Source organism: Amphiplicatus metriothermophilus (genome assembly GCF_900199215.1).
GTDB lineage: Bacteria > Pseudomonadota > Alphaproteobacteria > Caulobacterales > Parvularculaceae > Amphiplicatus > Amphiplicatus metriothermophilus.
In genome coordinates this window covers 56,866-74,448 of sequence record NZ_FZQA01000002.1, presented here as the reverse complement: position 1 = coordinate 74,448, position 17,583 = coordinate 56,866, and the positions used below count along the sequence as shown (strand labels likewise).

Annotated in this window: 16 protein-coding genes; 6 read left to right on the top strand and 10 right to left on the bottom strand. The window is 64.4% G+C overall.

What is annotated here, in order from left to right; genetic code table 11:
* Positions 1-63 precede the first annotated feature (63 nt).
* Positions 64-1,371 carry an adenylosuccinate lyase gene (gene purB / locus CHB64_RS05020; RefSeq protein ID WP_089411535.1) on the top strand — a complete coding sequence of 436 codons (1,308 nt, stop codon included), beginning with the start codon at positions 64-66 and terminating at the stop codon, positions 1,369-1,371.
* Between the two features lie 41 nt (positions 1,372-1,412).
* On the opposite strand, the gene CHB64_RS05015 is transcribed toward purB, so the two are convergent.
* The 7 genes from CHB64_RS05015 to CHB64_RS04985 form a co-directional block, all read right to left on the bottom strand.
* The gene (locus CHB64_RS05015) at positions 1,413-1,688 is read right to left on the bottom strand and encodes a DUF2312 domain-containing protein (protein WP_089411534.1); all 276 of its coding nucleotides are present in this window, start codon (positions 1,686-1,688) and stop codon (positions 1,413-1,415) included.
* A 237-nt stretch (positions 1,689-1,925) separates the two neighbouring features.
* Positions 1,926-2,471, bottom strand: coding sequence for a tetratricopeptide repeat protein (locus CHB64_RS05010; protein WP_143265941.1), 546 nt, complete (start codon positions 2,469-2,471; stop codon positions 1,926-1,928).
* Positions 2,472-2,540: 69 nt separating this feature from the next.
* Positions 2,541-2,666: a type B 50S ribosomal protein L36 gene (ykgO, locus tag CHB64_RS05005; protein WP_089411532.1), complete on the bottom strand. Its 126-nt coding sequence runs from the start codon at positions 2,664-2,666 to the stop codon at positions 2,541-2,543.
* Positions 2,667-2,745: 79 nt separating this feature from the next.
* Positions 2,746-3,081: a Grx4 family monothiol glutaredoxin gene (gene grxD / locus CHB64_RS05000; protein WP_089411531.1), complete on the bottom strand. Its 336-nt coding sequence runs from the start codon at positions 3,079-3,081 to the stop codon at positions 2,746-2,748.
* 35 nt (positions 3,082-3,116) lie between these two features.
* Positions 3,117-4,043 (bottom strand): aldo/keto reductase, encoded by a 927-nt coding sequence (locus CHB64_RS04995; protein WP_268802333.1) that lies wholly within the window; start codon positions 4,041-4,043, stop codon positions 3,117-3,119.
* Positions 4,044-4,128: 85 nt separating this feature from the next.
* A complete protein-coding gene (locus CHB64_RS04990; RefSeq protein WP_089411529.1) occupies positions 4,129-4,569 on the bottom strand; it encodes a hypothetical protein in 441 nt (146 codons plus the stop codon).
* Positions 4,570-4,633: 64 nt separating this feature from the next.
* Positions 4,634-5,599, bottom strand: a complete 966-nt coding sequence (locus tag CHB64_RS04985; protein WP_089411528.1) for a 2-hydroxyacid dehydrogenase — start codon at positions 5,597-5,599, stop codon at positions 4,634-4,636.
* Between the two features lie 335 nt (positions 5,600-5,934).
* On the opposite strand from CHB64_RS04985, the gene katG reads away from it, so the two are divergent.
* The gene (gene katG / locus CHB64_RS04980) at positions 5,935-8,268 is read left to right on the top strand and encodes a catalase/peroxidase HPI (protein ID WP_311725719.1); all 2,334 of its coding nucleotides are present in this window, start codon (positions 5,935-5,937) and stop codon (positions 8,266-8,268) included.
* 115 nt (positions 8,269-8,383) lie between these two features.
* Here the strand turns inward: katG and rpoD are convergent, their stop codons facing one another.
* The 3 genes from rpoD to CHB64_RS04965 all read right to left on the bottom strand — a co-directional run bounded on the left by rpoD (position 8,384) and on the right by CHB64_RS04965 (position 12,947).
* The gene (gene rpoD / locus CHB64_RS04975; RefSeq protein ID WP_089411527.1) at positions 8,384-10,369 is read right to left on the bottom strand and encodes an RNA polymerase sigma factor RpoD; all 1,986 of its coding nucleotides are present in this window, start codon (positions 10,367-10,369) and stop codon (positions 8,384-8,386) included.
* Positions 10,370-10,408: 39 nt separating this feature from the next.
* Positions 10,409-12,376: a DNA primase gene (dnaG, locus tag CHB64_RS04970; RefSeq protein WP_089411526.1), complete on the bottom strand. Its 1,968-nt coding sequence runs from the start codon at positions 12,374-12,376 to the stop codon at positions 10,409-10,411.
* Positions 12,377-12,491: 115 nt separating this feature from the next.
* Positions 12,492-12,947: a GatB/YqeY domain-containing protein gene (locus tag CHB64_RS04965; protein ID WP_375790377.1), complete on the bottom strand. Its 456-nt coding sequence runs from the start codon at positions 12,945-12,947 to the stop codon at positions 12,492-12,494.
* Between the two features lie 229 nt (positions 12,948-13,176).
* On the opposite strand from CHB64_RS04965, the gene carA reads away from it, so the two are divergent.
* The 4 genes from carA (at position 13,177) to efp (ending at position 17,531) form a co-directional block, all read left to right on the top strand.
* Positions 13,177-14,349 carry a glutamine-hydrolyzing carbamoyl-phosphate synthase small subunit gene (gene carA, locus CHB64_RS04960; protein WP_089411524.1) on the top strand — a complete coding sequence of 391 codons (1,173 nt, stop codon included), beginning with the start codon at positions 13,177-13,179 and terminating at the stop codon, positions 14,347-14,349.
* A gap of 25 nt (positions 14,350-14,374) precedes the next feature.
* Positions 14,375-14,629 (top strand): hypothetical protein, encoded by a 255-nt coding sequence (locus CHB64_RS04955; RefSeq protein ID WP_200815231.1) that lies wholly within the window; start codon positions 14,375-14,377, stop codon positions 14,627-14,629.
* An 87-nt stretch (positions 14,630-14,716) separates the two neighbouring features.
* Positions 14,717-16,882, top strand: a complete 2,166-nt coding sequence (locus CHB64_RS04950) for an alpha-glucuronidase family glycosyl hydrolase (protein WP_089411523.1) — start codon at positions 14,717-14,719, stop codon at positions 16,880-16,882.
* Positions 16,883-16,964: 82 nt separating this feature from the next.
* Positions 16,965-17,531, top strand: coding sequence for an elongation factor P (gene efp, locus CHB64_RS04945; RefSeq protein WP_089411522.1), 567 nt, complete (start codon positions 16,965-16,967; stop codon positions 17,529-17,531).
* Positions 17,532-17,583 lie beyond the last annotated feature (52 nt).

Below are 17,583 nucleotides of genomic sequence, written 5' to 3'. Positions count from 1 at the left end.
CCCTCTAGCCCGTATCAAGCGCCCGTCCGCCGGCGCCGCCGGCGTCAACCCGCGAGCCCTGCGATGATTCCCCGTTACACGCGCCCGGAGATGGCCGCGATCTGGTCGCCCGAGACCAAATTCCGCATCTGGTTCGAGATCGAGGCCCACGCCGCCGACAAGATGGCCGAGCTCGGCGTCATTCCGGCCGAGGCCGCCCGCGTCATCTGGGAAAAGGGCGGCGAAGCCGTTTTCGACGTCGCGCGCATCGACGCCATCGAACGGGAGGTCAAGCATGACGTGATCGCTTTCCTCACCCACCTCGCCGAGATCGTCGGGCCGGAGGCGCGCTTCGTCCATCAGGGCATGACCTCCTCGGACGTGCTCGACACCTGCCTGTCGGTGCAGCTCGCGCGCGCAGCGGATCTACTCCTCGCTGGAATCGACCGGGTGCGCGCCGCTCTCAGGAAGCGGGCTTTCGAGCACAAGGCCACGCTTTGCGTCGGGCGCAGTCATGGCATTCATGCCGAGCCCACTACGTTCGGACTCAAGCTTGCGAGTCACTACGCCGAGTTCTCGCGCGCCCGGCGCCGGCTCGAGGCCGCTCGCGCCGAGATCGCGGTCTGCGCCATTTCGGGCGCGGTCGGAACTTTCGCCACGGTCGATCCGGCGGTCGAGGCTCATGTCGCTGAAAAGCTCGGCCTCGCGGTCGAGCCCGTCTCCACCCAGGTGATCCCGCGCGACCGCCACGCGGTCTTCTTCGCAGCGCTCGGCGTCATCGCATCCTCGGTCGAGCGCCTCGCCGTCGAGATCCGGCATCTTCAGCGCACCGAGGTTCTCGAGGCCGAAGAACCGTTTACGGAAGGTCAGAAAGGCTCTTCCGCCATGCCGCACAAGCGCAATCCGGTGCTGACGGAGAACCTCACGGGCCTCGCTCGGCTCGTGCGCATGTGCGTCATTCCGGCGATGGAGAACGTCGCGCTCTGGCATGAGCGCGACATCTCCCATTCCTCGGTGGAACGCGGCATCGGCCCCGACGCCACCGCGCATCTCGATTTCGCGCTGCATCGCCTGGCCGGGATCGTCGAGAATCTTGTCGTCTATCCCGAGCGGATGCAGGAGAATCTCGACCGGCTCGGCGGACTCGTCCACTCGCAGAAAGTGCTGCTGGCTTTAACCCAGGCAGGCCTCGCGCGGGAAGAGGCCTATAGGCGCGTACAGCGCAACGCCATGGCCGCCTGGCGCGGAGAAGGCGAATTCCTCGCCAACCTCAAGGCCGACAAGGACGTAACAGATCGCCTGCCGCCAGAGCGTCTCGCCGCGCTGTTCGACGTCGGCGTCTCGCTGCGCCATGTCGACACGATCTTCGCGCGGGTCTTCGACGGGGCCTGAACGCCAGCGCGCGCAGGGCGGCGCTAGCTCCTTGCCCCCGCTTACGCCTCGCCGAGCGCGGAAAGATAAAGCTCAAGCAGCGCTTCCTGCTCCTGGCGCTCGGCGCGGTCCATTTTGCGCAGGCGAATCACCTGACGCAGGATTTTCGTATCGTATCCCTCGCCTTTCGCCTCGGCGTAGACTTCCTTTATGTCGCCTGCGATGGCGGCCTTTTCCTCCTCCAGGCGCTCGACGCGCTCGATGAAGGAGCGCAGCCTCTCGGCGGCGACGCCGCCCGCCCCCGTCGCCGTTTTCAGAGTCGCCGAACCGTCCGCCATATAGACTGCACCCTTCCAAAAACTTCCATATGTCAGCGGGCAGAACGTAACCGCGTCGCCGGCTGCGCAACCGCCTTCAGATAAAAAGCCCTTGCCGATTCGGGCAAGCGACGCGCGGGCCGTGTGGAAAAGTAGAGGGCGACCGGCTGTGCGCCCGGGCTTTCCGCCTTCGGGAGCCCGCTGAACCTGTTTGTGGAAATATTTGTGGAAAGACTGAGGAAATCTTGCCCTGACGGCTCAGATTTCCTGGCCTTCAAGCTCGCGGCGCAAGCTCCGCGCCCGCCGGCGGGCGTGCTCGTCATGCGGGTTCCACTCGAGCGCCTTCTGGAACATCTCATAGGCGTCGCGCTTTTCGCCATTGCCTAGCAGAATCTCGGCGAGCGCGATTCGCACCTCGAACTGGCGCGGCTCCAGCTCCAGAGCCCGGCTGAAATCGGCCACGGCGCCGGCTTGCTCTTCAAGCGACAAGCGCACCGCGCCGCGCAGCGCGTAGCCTTGCGCGAAGCTGGGCGCGAGGCCGACGACATGGTCCAGCAAAGCCTCGGCGAGCTCGAACCGGCCGGCGTCAAGGCTTTCCAGAGCTCGCATATAGAGAATGTCGACGGTGTCGCTTTGAGAGTCGGCCCAGATTTCGAGGATGCGGCCGACTGTCTCTTCCGCGCTCAGCGCATCGCCGCTGCGCAGCTCCTCAAACAGCGCGTCGAGGCGGGGGTCGGTCTGATCCGCCCTCGCCGGCGCTGCGGAAACCAGCAGCGCGCAGGCGCAGAACAAAAACGCTCGCATCAACGCAAGATTATCGCGCCGCAGCGAGACTTCCAACTCAAAAAGCGGAGAGATCGCGCGCCCGGCGGATCAGCCCTGGCGCGCCTTATAGCGGCGCTGCGTCTTGTTGATGACGTAGACGCGGCCCTTGCGGCGGACGATGCGGCAATCCTTGTGCCGGGCCTTCAGCGACTTGATGGAGCTTCTGACTTTCATTGTCCGAACCACGGGATTTGACTTTGGAGCGCGCGGGATAGCGGGCAGGCCAGCGGCTGTCAACCGCCCGCGCCCGACCTCACGCCGCGACCGGCACGCCCTTTTCCTCAAGGAAGGCGCGCAACTCGCCGTTCTCGAACATCTCGCGAACGATGTCGCATCCCCCGACGAATTCGCCCTTGACATAGAGCTGGGGAATGGTCGGCCAGTCGGAATAATCCTTGACGCCCTGGCGAAGCTCCGGGGACTCGAGCACGTTCGCAGAACCGTATTCGACCCCGAGATAGTCGAGAATCTGGACGACGGCAGCCGAAAACCCGCATTGTGGGAATTGCGGCGTGCCTTTCATGAAAAGCATGACCGGATTGGCGTCGATCTTGGCTTTGATCTCGGCAAAAATGGGATTGTCGCTCATAACGGCCGTCCTTCGCCAACGGGTCAGCCCCTCAGCTAGGAGCGAGGTCCTCCGCCGTCAAGGCCGGGGGCGAGGCTTTCGAGGCGTTCGATGATCTCGACGGGCGGCGTCCGGGACACAGCTTCGACGCTCTCGCGAAGATGGGCGAGCCGGGTCGTGGTGGTCAGCGCGACGTCTATGCAAGGCTCGGCGAGCGCATAGACGAGCGCGAGCTGGGCGGGCGTCCAGTCGTCCACGCCTTCGAGCGCAGCGACGCCAGCGCGAATGCGCTCAATCTGGGGATGCTTTCGCGCCAGGGCGCGCGCCACGCGCCAGGCGTCCGCCGGACGGCGCAGGCGATAAAAGTCGCGCGCGAACAGCCCTTGCGCCAGCGGCGAGATGGCGACGACGCCCGCTCCTCGCGCTTTGGCGGACCGGAAGGCCTGGCGATGTCTGCGATCGAACAGATTGTAGGCGGCCATGACCGCCTGCGCGCCCGCTTCGACGGCGCGGGCGATCTCCTGCTCGCCCTGCGCGCACACCCCCCACCGGTCGATCTTGCCCTCCCGCCTCAGCCGTTCCAGGATCGGAACGGCGTGCGCCAGCGCCTCGGGCGAAGGCCCGTGCAAATACAGCAGGTCGAGACGCTCGCGCTGCAGCCGGCGCAGGCTCGCCTCAACGTCAGCGATGATCGCCGCTTGCGAGAAATCCTTTTCGGGCGGCGCAAGGCCGCGATAGCGCGTGCCTGTCTTGGTGCTGACGAAAACTGGATCGCCGATTTCCTTCAGCGCCGCGCCGAGCCGCCGCTCGGCCTCGCCACGTCCGTAAAAGCCGGCGGTGTCGAAATGGCGAACGCCGCTCTCCATGGCCGCCGCCACGAGGCGCGCCGCCTTGCGCGCAGAAAACCAGCGCATGCCCCAGGCGCCCGAACAACCGAAGCCGAGCCGAAGCGGGAACCTGAACGCTGTCGCCTCGCTCTGCACTGTTCGCTCCGCCGGCGTCTTCAGCCCGTGAATCAGGAACCGCCGGGGTTTCAGGGAAAAGCCGGCGAAAGGCAAGCGCTGGAGGCTATTTCATCGGCTCATAGCCTGCCGGGACGGGCCGGACGGCGCGGGCCACGCCCGTCCCGCCGGCGAGTTCCAGGCGCATCGTCTCGTAGCGGCGCTCAAGCGCGGCCAGCTCCTGGGCCAGCGCGGCGATCTTGGCTTCAAGTCGCGCCTCCTCGGCGCGCAGCGATTCAAGCGCGCGCCGGCTCGCCGCGCGCTCGGCCGAGGGCGTCGAGGGCGAGGCGGCTGTCGTCTCGGCGGCCGCGATCCGGCGCCTGACTTCCCATAGCTCCTGCCGGGCGTCGCCCAGCGCGTGACGATAGCCGAGGGCGGCCTCGCCTAGCAGACGCAGCGCCTCGCTCTCCCGCTCGACCGGCGCGCGAGTCTGATCGCGCGGGCCGGCGCCGAAAAGCGCGCATCCTGCAAGCGCGAGCAAGCAGGGCGCAAGGAGGCCGAGCCGCATAACCCCTCCCGTCGCAAGGAAGGCTCCTTCTTCCGTGATTCGCCGCTGGCCGCTCGGGAAACGCTCAATCCGCCCGGTCGAGAGGCGCGCCGGTCTCGAAAAAGGCGTCGATATTGGCGAGAAGCCGCAGCGCCATATCCCGGCGGCTTTCAATCGTCGCCGAGGCGATATGCGGCAGACAGAAGACGTTCGGCAGCGAGCGCAGCTCTTTGCGGATCGGTCCCGGCTCGGTCTCATAGACGTCAAGCCCGGCGGCGAAAAGGCGGCGGGACCTGAGCGCCTCGATCAACGCTTCTTCATCCACGACCGGCCCGCGCGAGATGTTGATGAGCACTGCCGTCGGCTTCATTTTCGCCAGCGCTTCGGCGTCGATCAGATGGCGCGTTTCCTCTTTAAGCGGACAATGCAGCGTGACGATATCCGCCGTTCTCAGCAGCTCATCGAGGCTAACGGCGTGCGCGGAGAATTCGCGGTCGATCTCGACGCTAGGATGCGGCGTCGTGTAGATGATCTCCATGTCGAAGGCGCTGGCCCGCTTCGCGACCGCCCTGCCGACATTGCCCATGCCGACGATCCCGAGCGTCCTGCCTGAGACGCGCAGACCCCATGAGTCGGGCGTGAGCATCCCCCGCCCCTCGCCGGTCTCTGCAATGGCGAGGCCTTCTCGAAAGCGCCGGCAGGCGGCGATGACGAGCCCCATCGCAGCGTCGGCCAGACAGGGCGTCGTCACCTCCGGCGTGTTGGAGACCATGATCCCCCGCCGGCGCGCCGCGGCGAGGTCTATGTGATCGACGCCGACGCCGATGGAAGCGACGAGTTTCACGCTCGCCGGCAGGGCCCTGATGAAGGCCGCGTCCATCTCGTCGAAGGCGGTGGCGAAAACGACCGAAGCCCCTTCCGCGATGGCGGCGAACTCCGACAGGCAGATGACCGTCTCGCCATCCGGCTCGCGCACGTCGTATTTGGCGCGCAATATGCCCGCGAGCGCGCCGGGCAGCCTTCTCGGCGTGGCGATAAGAGGACGGGTCATGACTGCCTCAAATTCTCATCGACGTCGACTTCGCGCAAAATGCGCCGCGCACGCTCGACCTTCTCATTGGCGCAGCGACGAGCAGCGCCGGACCGGCCGGGATCATAGCCGATACGGTCGCGCCGGTCGAAGAGCAAATCCTACAGCGCGCCGCCGCCGCGGGTGATGGAACTCCGCCGCCCCGCGATCGCCTCGCCGCCATCGCCATAGAAAGAGCCGATACTGAGCATCAAGACAATCAATTGTACAGCGACAGAGGGCGCTGATAATTTTTAGCGCGTGTCAGAGTCCAATTCGCAAGCGCGACCTTTTGAAAAGAATGAAAGCGAGACGCTATGAATAGCAAGTGCAAATCCGCCATGCTCGCAACGGCCGCCGTCGCGGCGCTCGCATTCGCCTCAGCCTGCTCTGATCAGCAATCTTCCGGCGACGTCGCGCCTGTTGCAGAGCAGTCATCTTCATCGCAGCGAGAAGCGGCGGCGCAGCATGGCGCATCGGCGCACGAAGACCGCCTGAGCCGGAGGAAACCGAAGCCGAACGAGTTTTGGTGGCCGGAAATCCTTGATCTCAGCCCGCTTCGCCGGAATGACAGTCTCTCGGATCCCATGGGCCCGGACTTCGATTACGCGGCGGAGTTCGAGAAGCTGGATCTCGAAGTCCTCAAACAGGAGATCGAAACGCTGATGACCCAGTCACAGGACTGGTGGCCAGCGGATTATGGGCATTACGGACCGTTCTTCATCCGCATGGCGTGGCACTCTGCCGGAACCTATCGGATGTATGACGGGCGCGGCGGCGCAGCCGGCGGTCAGCAGCGTTTCGAACCCCTGAACAGCTGGCCTGACAATGCTAATCTGGACAAGGCGCGCCGGCTGCTTTGGCCAATCAAGCAGAAATACGGCCGCGCCATTTCCTGGGGAGATCTGATGATTCTCGCCGGCAACGTCGCAATGGAATCCATGGGCTTTAAGACCCTGGGTTTCGCCGGCGGCCGGGAAGACGACTGGGAGGCCGATCTCGTCTACTGGGGACCGGAAGCGCAAATGCTCGCCGGCGATCGCTTTCATAGAGAAAGGCAGCTCGAAAAACCGCTGGCCGCGACCCAAATGGGCCTGATTTATGTCAATCCCGAAGGCCCGAACGGCAATCCGGACCCGCTTGCAGCGGCGCACGACATTCGTCAGGCGTTCAACGGAATGGCGATGACGGACGAAGAAATCGTCGCTCTGATCGCCGGCGGCCACACTTTCGGCAAGGCTCATGGCGCCGCCAAACCCGAGGAATGCCTCGAAGCCGAACCCGCCGCCGCCGGCGTGGAGGAGCAAGGTTTCGGATGGAATAACAAGTGCGGCTCCGGCGTAGGCGCCGACACGATCACCAGCGGGCTGGAAGGCGCCTGGACGTCAAATCCCGTTCAGTGGACGCATCAGTATCTCGGCAATCTCTTTAATTTCGAATGGAAGCAAACGCGTAGCCCCGCAGGCGCGATCCAATGGATTCCGACTGACGAGGCCGCCGCGCAACTGACGCCGGACGCGCACGACCCCTCGAAGCGTCATCCGCCGATCATGTTTACAACCGACCTGGCGCTCAAGTTCGATCCCGGCTTCCGCGAAATCGCCGAGCGGTTTTACAATAATCCAGAGGAGTTCGAACGCGCTTTCGCCGAAGCCTGGTTCAAGTTGACGCACAGGGATATGGGACCGAGGGCTCGCTATCTTGGCACAGATGTTCCGGAGAAAGAGTTTATCTGGCAAGACCCTATTCCGCCTGTAGATCACCCACTGATCGACGCGGAGGACATCGCGACTCTTAAGTCTGAAATTCTTGCGTCTGGTCTGTCCGTGCCTGAACTTGTAAGAGCCGCATGGGCGTCGGCATCCACTTACCGCGACACCGATATGCGCGGCGGAGCGAACGGGGCGCGTATTCGTCTTGCGCCGCAAAAGGACTGGCCCGTCAACGATCCGGACGAACTCGCGAAGGTTCTCGGGACGCTCGAGAAAATCCAGCAGGGCTTCAACGCTGCGCAGACCGGCGGCAAGAAAGTCTCCCTCGCCGATCTCATCGTGCTCGGCGGTGCAGCAGCGATCGAAAAAGCGGCGAAAGACGCAGGTCACAATGTGAGCGTTCCTTTCACGCCGGGACGTATGGACGCTGCGCAAGAGCAGACAGACGTCGAATCTTTCGCCGTTCTCGAGCTGACTGCGGACGGTTTCCGCAACTACCTTGGCGAAGGTATCGAACGATCACCTGCGGAGGAGCTTGTCGAACGGGCGAGTCTGCTGACCCTGACCGTCCCGGAAATGACGGTTCTTATCGGCGGCATGAGAGCGCTTGGCGCCAACGCGCTGGGGTCCAACCATGGCGTTTTCACGGATCGCCCAGGGACTCTGACCAACGACTTCTTCGTAAACTTGCTCGATATGTCGACGAAATGGGCGCCCTCTGGAAAGGGCGATTATATCTTCGAAGGCCGCGATCGTCAGACCGGCGAACTCAAATGGACGGCCACGGAGGCGGATCTTGTCTTCGGTTCGAATGCGGAGCTTAGAGCAGTGGCCGAAGCCTACGCATTCGAGGGTGCGGAGGATAAGTTCGTCAGCGATTTCATAGCTGCGTGGACGAAAGTCATGAACCTCGATCGCTTCGATTTGAGAAGGTCCTGACGGCCGCGGGTTGCAACTGAAACGCCCAGAGTCGGCATGACTCTGGGCGTTTCCATCGGGCGGGTCGATTATCGGGCGCATTGCAGCCTGCAGCTTTTTTGCGCCCCATAAACGATCAATTATCCAGAAAGCTCCTGAGCTTCCGGCTGCGGCTGGGATGCTTCAGCTTCCTTAGCGCTTTCGCCTCGATCTGGCGGATACGCTCGCGCGTGACCGAGAACTGCTGGCCGACCTCTTCAAGGGTGTGGTCGGTGTTCATGCCGATGCCGAAGCGCATTCTGAGAACGCGTTCTTCGCGCGGCGTCAGCGAGGCGAGGACGCGCGTCGTCGTCTCGCGCAGATTCGACTGGATCGCCGCGTCGATGGGCAGAATGGTGTTCTTGTCCTCGATGAAGTCGCCGAGATGGGAGTCCTCCTCGTCGCCGATCGGCGTTTCGAGGGAGATCGGCTCCTTGGCGATCTTCATCACCTTGCGGACCTTTTCGAGCGGCATGGAGAGCTTCTCGGCGAGCTCCTCCGGCGTCGGCTCGCGGCCGATCTCGTGCAGCATCTGGCGCGACGTGCGCACGATCTTGTTGATCGTCTCGATCATGTGCACCGGAATGCGGATGGTGCGCGCCTGATCGGCGATCGAGCGGGTGATGGCCTGGCGAATCCACCATGTCGCATAGGTCGAGAATTTATAGCCGCGGCGGTATTCGAACTTATCGACCGCCTTCATCAGGCCGATATTGCCTTCCTGAATGAGGTCGAGGAACTGCAGGCCGCGATTGGTGTATTTCTTGGCGATGGAGATGACGAGGCGCAGATTCGCCTCCACCATCTCCTTCTTGGCGATGCGCGCTTCGCGCTCGCCCTTCTGCACGGTCGAGACGATGCGCCGGAAATCGGCGATGGTGAGGCCCGTCTCCTGCGAGAGCTTGCCGATCTCCTCGCGGATTTGCTCGATCTGCGGACCGGCCTTGTTGACGAAATTCTGCCAGCCCTTGCCTTTTTTCGTCTTGATGCGGGCGATCCAGTCAGGATCAAGCTCCGCGCCCAGATATTCGTTCAGAAACTCGCGCCGGTTCACGCCGTGCTGGTCGGCGAGGCGCACGAGCTTGCCCTCCAGTCCCATCAGGCGCCGGTTGATGTCGTAAAGCTGCTCGACGAGCGCCTCGATGCGCTGATTGTTGAGCCGCACCGAGCGCACGCGCTCGGTCAGATCCTTTTGCAACTTCTTGAAGCGGCGAAGCTGGGCCGGCGAAAGATTGTCGCCCTTCAGCTTCTCCTCGATCATGATGTCCTGAAGCCGGCGCAGCTTCTTGTAGTCCGAGGCGATCTCGTCGAAGGTCTGCATCACGCCGTCGCGCAGCTCGGCCTCCATGGCCGACAGCGACAGCGCCCCTTCGTCGAACTCGTCTTCGTCATCCTCGCTGTTTTCTGCGCGCTCAGCCTCCTCGCGCTGCACGCGCGCGGCGACTTCCGGCTGAGTCATGTCGGGGCGCGACTCCGGTCCGCCGCCATAGGTGGCGTCAAGATCGATGATGTCGCGAAGCAGAACGCGGCCTTCATTCAGTTCGTCGCGCCAGACGGTGATCGCCTCGAAGGTGAGCGATGATTCGCACAGCGCGCGGATCATGGTCTCGCGGCCGGCCTCGATGCGCTTGGCGATGGCGATCTCGCCCTCGCGAGACAGAAGTTCGACCGAACCCATCTCGCGCAGATACATGCGCACCGGATCGTCGGTGCGGTCGTTGGAGGCGGAGGTGTTGGTCGTCACCTCGCCCGCTCGCTCGCGACGGACGACGGCCTTGCCGGCGCCTTCCTCGGCGTCCTCGGAGTCTTCGCCCGCGGTCTCGGCGGATTCCTCCTCCTCCTCCTCGTGCTCGACGACGTTGATGCCCATTTCGGAAAGCTGGGCCATCACGTCCTCGATCTGGTCGGTCGAGAACTCCTCCGACGGCAAGATCGAATTGAGCTCGTCATAAGTGACGTAGCCGCGGGCCTTCGCGGTCTTGATGAGCTTCTTGACCTGCGCGTCGGTTAGATCGAGGATCGGGCTGTCCTGCGTTTCGGTGGTTTCGGCCGCATCGGACGCCGTCGCCGTCTTTTTCGCCATTCCGGAAATCCCTGCCGTTTGAAAACGCCGCCGCGGTCCTTACCGCCGCGATTTGTTTCGAACCGTCGCGCCCGCGCGTTCAAGCGCTGCGTTGAACCGTTTCGCCTCTTCCTGGGCGTCGCCCGTCTGGCGGTTTTCATCCTCCGCCGCATGGGCGAGCTGACTGCCCGAAGCCGCCGCCGCCTTCCAGACGTCGTCGCCGAGTGAAAATAGCTGAGACGCCGTTTGGGCGAGATCCCGTTCGGCCTCCACCGCAAACAGATGCAACCGCAGGGCGTCGTTCCAGCCCCACTCGACCTCGTCAATCTCAGCCGTCGGCCGGAGGAATGTCTGCCTCTTGAGCGTATCGTCGCTAAGGACGCGCTCCAATATATCCGCCGCCTTGGTGGATTGCAGATGACGTTTGAGCCCAGCGCTGTCAAGAGCTGGATCAGTCAAAATCGCCGATAAAACCTCGCCCAGAAGGTCATTCAGGGCCCGATTTTCGAAGGAAAGACCCAGAAAATCCCCCTCCCGCCGCTCGACCAGAGCCGGGTGGTTGATCGCGGCGAGAACGAGGGTCGCTTCGCGGAAAAAGCTTGACGGCGCGCCCTGGCGTTTGAGGGCCGGGCTCGCGCGCGCCGGCTCAATCCACGCCCGACTTCCGCTCTTGCGGGCCATTGCGCCTGACCGCCCGCGCCCGAAAGAGCCCGCCCCTCCCGCGCGCCGCGCGCCGGAGCCGGCCTCGCGCGGCGGCGCGAAGAGTTCGTCAAGGCGGCGCGCGAAATCGTCGCCATAGGCCGCCCGCACGTCAGGATCGGTTATCGAACGGGCGAGCGCGCGCAGACGCGCCTTCAGGGCGGCGCGGCGCTCCGGCCTGTCGAGCGGCTGCGCCTCAAGCTCGCGCCGCCACAGCACGTCCGCCATCGGCGCGGCGCCGGCGAGCGCCTTTTCGAACGCGCCCGCGCCCCCCTCGCGCACGAGATCGTCCGGATCCTGACCGCTCGGCAGAAACACGAAGGACAACGACTTGCCGGGCTTCAGGAGCGGCAGCGCATGGTCTATCGCGCGATGTGCGGCGGCGACGCCCGCCCTGTCGCCGTCGAGACACAGGACCGGCTCGTCCGACACCCGCCAAAGCAGTGCGAGCTGCCGGTCGGTGAGCGACGTCCCCAGCGGCGCGACAGCCTGACGGAAGCCCGCGCCCCATAGCGCGATCACGTCCATATAGCCTTCGCAGACGATGAGCGGCGCGCCGGTTTCTGCGGCCGCCTGCCGGGCGGCGTTGAAGTTGTAAAGGACATGCCCCTTATGAAAGAGCGGCGTTTCCGGCGAGTTCAGATATTTCGCCCGCGCGTTTTTATCGAGCGCGCGCCCGCCGAAGGCGACCACCGCGTCATTGACGCCGAGGATCGGGAACATCACGCGGCCGCGGAACCGATCATAGCTTGGCCCGCCGTCTTCCGGCCTTATGAGCAGGCCCGCTTCGGCTAGAATTTCTTCCGTATACCCTTTGTTGATGAGATGATCTTTGAGCGCTGCGCGCCCCTCGGGGGCGTAGCCCAGACGAAACGCGTCGATCTGCTCGCGCGTGACGCCGCGACCAGCGAGATACTCCGCCGCAGCGCGCCCGTCGGCGCGGCGCAGCATGGCGGCGAAGAAATCCGCCGCCGCGGCGCAGGCTTCGGCGAGGCCCTTTCTTTTACGCGCGCGTTCGGCCTCGCCCGGCTCTTCGGCTGGCAGCTCGAGCCCCGCCTCCTCGGCGAGGCGCGCCACCGCCTCGTGAAAGGCGAGGCCCTGCGTCTCCATCAGAAAGGAAATGACGTCGCCATGCTTGCCCGAGGAGAAGCAGTGGAAAAAGCCTTTCTGGTCGTTGACGAAAAAGGAAGGGGTTTTTTCCTGCGTGAAGGGCGACAGCCCCGCCCATTCCCGGCCCTGCTTCTTCAGCTTCACATAGCGCCCGATGACGTCGGAAGGCCGCAACCGGGCCTTCAGCTCGTCCAAGAAATCGGGCGTAAAACGGGGCATGGCTTGGAATCCGGAAACCGAAAGCCAGAATTAACGCGCGCGCCTTGTGCGCGCACGCGATTTTCGGCGGAAGTTTTCCCTGTGGCGTCCGATGCTTCCGTCGGGCGGGGGCCGCTTACGCCAGCGCCTTTTTCATCAGCGCCCCGGCGCGGCCGAAATCCATCGCCCCCGGATAGCGCTCTTTGAGCGCGCCCATGCAACGGCCCATGTCCTTGAGGCCATGGGCGTCAAGCTCTTCGATCACAGAGGCGACCGCCTCCTCGATCTCGTCGTCGGAAAGCTGGCGCGGCAGGAACTCGCGGATCACGTCGATCTCGGCCCGCTCCTGCTCGGCGAGATCCGGCCGGCCGCCTTCTTCATAGGCGGCGGCGGAATCCTCGCGCTGCTTCACCATCTTGGTCAGAATGGCGAGAATTTCGTCGTCCGAGACGCCCTCGCAGCGGTCTTCAGACCGTGCGGCTATGTCGCGGTCCTTGATTGCGGCGTTGATGAGCCGCAACGTCGAAACCCTGATCTTCTCGTCCCGCGCTTTCATCGCCGTCTTCAGGGCGGCGTCGATTTTCTCTCGCAGCATGCGATTCTCCGATCGGGACAGGCGAGCGCGCGCCCTATCGGCGCGAAGTCGCCGCTGCCCCTGTAACTCATTGATTCTGCTCGAAAACTACAAACGTTTCCGTTGTTGACCGTCCGAGGGCTTTCGCCTAGCTTCCCGGCAATTTGCGCGCCAGCCTGCGCCTTCGCAGTTCGCGCTTTCAGGGCCGGCGCAGCCCTGCTTTCGAACCCGGAAGAGATATGCCCCGATGAGATTAAGTCAAGCGCCTACGCCCCGCCCCACCGCGGTCGTGGTTCTGGCCGACGGCCTTACCCTGCGCGGCCAGGGCGTCGGCGCCGTCGGCGAGGCCGTTGGCGAGCTCTGCTTCAACACGGCCATGACCGGCTATCAGGAGATCCTGACCGATCCCTCCTATGCCGGCCAGATCATCACCTTTACTTTTCCGCATATTGGCAATGTCGGGGCGAACGCCGAGGACATTGAGAACGCCTCGCCGGCGGCGGCGACGGCTGCGCGCGGGGCGGTGTTCCGCACCCTCCCGACGAGCCCGTCGAACTGGCGCGCGCAGCTTGACCTCGGCGCCTGGATGAAGCGCCGGGGCGTCATCGGGATCGGCGGCGTCGACACCCGGGCGCTGACCGCGCGCATACGCGAGAAGGGGATGCCGCATGCGGTCATCGCCCATAATCCGACCGGTCATTTCGACATCGACGCCCTGCTCGCCAAAGCGCGCGAATGGCCGGGCCTTGAAGGCCGCGATCTCGCCCGCGAGGTCACGACCCTCCAGTCCTATTCCCATGACGAGACCGCCTGGCGGTGGGGCGAAGGCTACGGCCGCGCAGAAGGAGCCGGGCCGCATGTCGTCGTGATCGACTACGGCGTCAAACGCAACATCCTGCGCCTCCTCGCCGAGAACGGCACGCGGGTGACGGTCGCGCCGGCGACAGCGAGCTTCGAGGACATCATGGCCAAGAAGCCCGACGGCGTCGTTCTCTCCAACGGACCGGGCGATCCGGCGGCGACGGGAGAATACGCCCTGCCGGTGATCCGCAAGCTGATCGAAACGAAAACCCCCGTGTTCGGCGTGTGTCTCGGCCATCAGCTTCTCGCCCTCGCAGCCGGCGCGCGCACGAAGAAAATGGCGCAGGGCCATCACGGCGCGAATCATCCGGTGAAGGATCTTGAGACCGGCAAAGTCGAGATCGTCTCGATGAATCACGGCTTCACCGTGGACGCCGACAGCCTGCCCGACAATGTGGAGCCCACCTTCGTTTCGCTCTTCGACGGCACGAACAGCGGCATCCGTCTCAAGGACGCGCCGGCCTTCTCCGTGCAGCATCATCCTGAAGCTTCGCCGGGGCCGCAGGACAGCTTCGGGGTGTTCAAAAGATTCGTCGACGGGCTGACCAAAGCAGCCTGACTCAAGGCGGCCTGACTGTAGATTCGTGGGAGCGACAGCGATCCGACAAGAGCTTCTCCGCGCGATCGACCTCGCCCTCGCCGGCGACTGGGACGGCGCGCACGGGATCGTGCAGCGCTGCGACGATGCGGCCGCATACTGGCTCCACGCCGTGCTGCACAAGATCGAAGGCGACGAAGCCAACAGCCGTTACTGGTACGCCCGCGCAGGCCGGTCTTACGAATATTGCGCCGACGCGACGGCGGAGCTCGAAGCCGTAAAAGCGGCGCTTACGGAGTAAGCGCGATTGACACGTCCACAGCGGTCCGCCACCTTCACGGCGGCCTCGGCCAACCCTGAAGCCGCGCAACGGAGCCGCTCGAGAGCCATGCCCAGCCTGCCGCGTTCCCCCTTCGCCTTTCTGCTTGCGCTCCTGTCTTTTCTCGCCGCGCCGCCTGTCGCGGCGGAAGACGGATATGACCTGTGGCTGCGCTACAAGCCGCTGCCGGCCGCCGAAGCGCGAGGCTATCTCAAAGCGGCCCGGCGGGTTGTGACCGGTCCGCAAGCAGGCGAAACCATCGCAATCGCGCGCGAAGAGCTCGCCCGCGGGATCGAAGGACTGCTGCGGCGCGCGCCGGCCGGTTCGACCCGACTCGCCGGCGACGGCGCGATCGTCATCGGCACCCCGAAGGATTCGCCCGAGATCGCCGCGCTCGACCTTCCGCTGGATCGAGCGGGCGCGGAGGGCTACGTCATCCGAAGCGTCCGCATCGACGGGCGCCGCGCCATCGTCATCGCCGCCAATGAGGAGATCGGCGTTCTTTACGGCGCTTTTCACCTTTTGCGCCTCATGCAAACGCTCCAGCCGCTTGACGCGCTCGACATCGTCGAGCGGCCGGGGATCGAACGGCGTCTGCTCAATCACTGGGACAATCTCGACCGGACCGTCGAGCGCGGCTATGCGGGCCAATCGATCTGGGACTGGCACAAGCTGCCGGACTATATCGACCCGCGCTATCGCGACTATGCGCGGGCGAACGCGTCGATCGGGATCAACGGGACGGTTCTGACCAATGTGAACGCCGACGCCGTCGCCCTGACGCCGGCTTATCTGGAGAAGACCGCCGCGCTCGCCGACGTGTTCCGCCCCTATGGCGTGCGCGTCTATCTCACCGCCCGTTTCTCCGCGCCCATCGAGATCGGCGGTCTCGACACGGCCGATCCGCTCGATCCGCGCGTGCGCGCATGGTGGCGCGACAAGGCGAGCGAGATTTATGCGCTCATCCCCGACTTCGGCGGCTTTCTCGTAAAGGCCAACTCCGAAGGCCAGCCCGGCCCGCAGGATTACGGGCGCACCCATGCGGACGGCGCGAACATGCTCGCCGAAGCGCTCGCTCCGCATGGCGGCGTCGTGATGTGGCGGGCGTTCGTTTACTCGGCGGAGAACCCGGATGACCGCGCCAAGCAGGCCTATGACGAGTTCGTTCCGTTGGACGGCGCGTTCCGCGACAACGTCCTCGTCCAGGTGAAGAACGGCCCCATCGATTTCCAGCCGCGCGAGCCCTTCCATCCCCTGTTCGGCGCGATGTCGAACACGCCGCTCGCGCTGGAGCTGCAGATCACGAAGGAATATCTCGGTTTCGCGACGCACCTCGTCTATCTCGCGCCGATGTGGAAGGAGACGCTGGACGCGGACACTTATGCAGCCGGCGCCGGTTCGACCGTCGCGAAAGTCGTCGACGGCTCGCTGCACGATTATCCGCATACGGCGATCGCCGGGGTCTCCAATATCGGCTCGGACCGGAACTGGACCGGCTCGCATTTCGATCAGGCCAACTGGCGCGCTTTCGGCCGTCTCGCCTGGAACCCACTGCTTTCGCCTGAGGCCATCGCAGAAGAGTGGGTCCGAATGACCTTCAGCAATGACGAACGTTTCGTCGCGCCGGTCGTCGACATGATGCTTGGGTCGCACGAGGCCGCCGTGGATTACATGACGCCGCTGGGGCTTCACCATCTGATGGGAACCGGCCATCATTACGGTCCCGCCCCATGGGTCGACGATCTCGACCGGCCGGAATGGAACCCGGTCTACTATCATCGCGCCGATAGGGAAGGCGTCGGGTTCGACCGCACCGAGACGGGCAGCAACGCGCTCGCCCAATACGCGCCGGAAGCGGCGGCGGCCTTCGCCGCGCCTGAAACTACGCCGGAAGAATATCTTCTCTGGTTTCATCGCGTGTCATGGGATTTCGAAATGAAGTCCGGCCGGACCCTGTGGGAGGAGCTCGTTCACCGCTACACGCGCGGAGTCGAAAAGGTCGCGGCGATGCGCAGGACCTGGGCCGGTCTCGATGAGCTGATCGACGCGGAGCGTCATGCGCAGGTCGCCGCCTTTCTCGCCATTCAGGAGAAGGAGGCGAAGTGGTGGCGCGACGCCTGCCTGGCCTATTTCCAGGCCGTCTCAGGCCTGCCGTTTCCGGAAGGATACGACCCGCCGGCCCGCAGCCTCGACTATTACAAGTCGCTTTCCTTCCCCTACGCGCCAGGACATTAGCGTCGCCCCCATGACGCCCCTCGCCAAACCGAAAGGGCGGCGCTATAGAGCCCCGCAAAATTCCCCTACGACAGGATAACGCATGAAAATCGCTGGCAACGCCATCCGCCCCGGCATGGTCCTCAACTACAAGGACAAGCTGTGCGTGGTCGTGAAAACGGAGCACCGGACGCCGGGAAACCTGCGGGCCTTCAACCAGGTCGAGATGCAGGACATCGTCTCCGGCACGAAGTACAATGAACGCTTCTCCGCCTCGGAAATGGTCGAGCGCGTCCGCCTGGAGCAGAAGAGCTACCAGTATCTCTACGATGAAGGCGAGGCGCTGGTCTTCATGGACGACGAGACCTACGACCAGATCAATATCCCGAAATCCCTCGTGGGCGACCAGATCGACTTTCTCCAGCCCAACATGACGGTGGAGATCGAAAGCCATGAGGGCCGGCCCATCGGCGTCTCCCTGCCCGAGACGGTCACGATGGCCATCGCCGAGACCGAACCCACGGTGAAAGGCCAGACGGCTTCCGGTTCATACAAGCCGGCGCTGCTCGAAAACGGCGCGCGCGTGATGGTGCCGCCCTATCTCTCGGAAGGCGAACGCATCGTGGTGCGGATCGCCGACCGGGAATATGTGGAACGGGCGAAGGATTAGAGGCGGGCGGCAGGTTGCGGCCGCGCCTATATCTGAGGCAGCCTGAGACCTG

Bases quoted from the DNA above. Each gene is read 5' to 3' on its own strand.
- purB (WP_089411535.1), top strand. From the start codon at position 64: ATGATTCCCCGTTACACGCGCCCGGAGATGGCCGCGATCTGGTCGCCC.
- CHB64_RS05015 (WP_089411534.1), bottom strand. From the start codon at position 1,688: ATGGCGGACGGTTCGGCGACTCTGAAAACGGCGACGGGGGCGGGCGGC.
- CHB64_RS05010 (WP_143265941.1), bottom strand. From the start codon at position 2,471: ATGCGAGCGTTTTTGTTCTGCGCCTGCGCGCTGCTGGTTTCCGCAGCG.
- ykgO (WP_089411532.1), bottom strand. From the start codon at position 2,666: ATGAAAGTCAGAAGCTCCATCAAGTCGCTGAAGGCCCGGCACAAGGAT.
- grxD (WP_089411531.1), bottom strand. From the start codon at position 3,081: ATGAGCGACAATCCCATTTTTGCCGAGATCAAAGCCAAGATCGACGCC.
- CHB64_RS04990 (WP_089411529.1), bottom strand. From the start codon at position 4,569: ATGCGGCTCGGCCTCCTTGCGCCCTGCTTGCTCGCGCTTGCAGGATGC.
- CHB64_RS04985 (WP_089411528.1), bottom strand. From the start codon at position 5,599: ATGACCCGTCCTCTTATCGCCACGCCGAGAAGGCTGCCCGGCGCGCTC.
- katG (WP_311725719.1), top strand. From the start codon at position 5,935: ATGAATAGCAAGTGCAAATCCGCCATGCTCGCAACGGCCGCCGTCGCG.
- rpoD (WP_089411527.1), bottom strand. From the start codon at position 10,369: ATGGCGAAAAAGACGGCGACGGCGTCCGATGCGGCCGAAACCACCGAA.
- dnaG (WP_089411526.1), bottom strand. From the start codon at position 12,376: ATGCCCCGTTTTACGCCCGATTTCTTGGACGAGCTGAAGGCCCGGTTG.
- carA (WP_089411524.1), top strand. From the start codon at position 13,177: ATGAGATTAAGTCAAGCGCCTACGCCCCGCCCCACCGCGGTCGTGGTT.
- CHB64_RS04950 (WP_089411523.1), top strand. From the start codon at position 14,717: ATGCCCAGCCTGCCGCGTTCCCCCTTCGCCTTTCTGCTTGCGCTCCTG.
- efp (WP_089411522.1), top strand. From the start codon at position 16,965: ATGAAAATCGCTGGCAACGCCATCCGCCCCGGCATGGTCCTCAACTAC.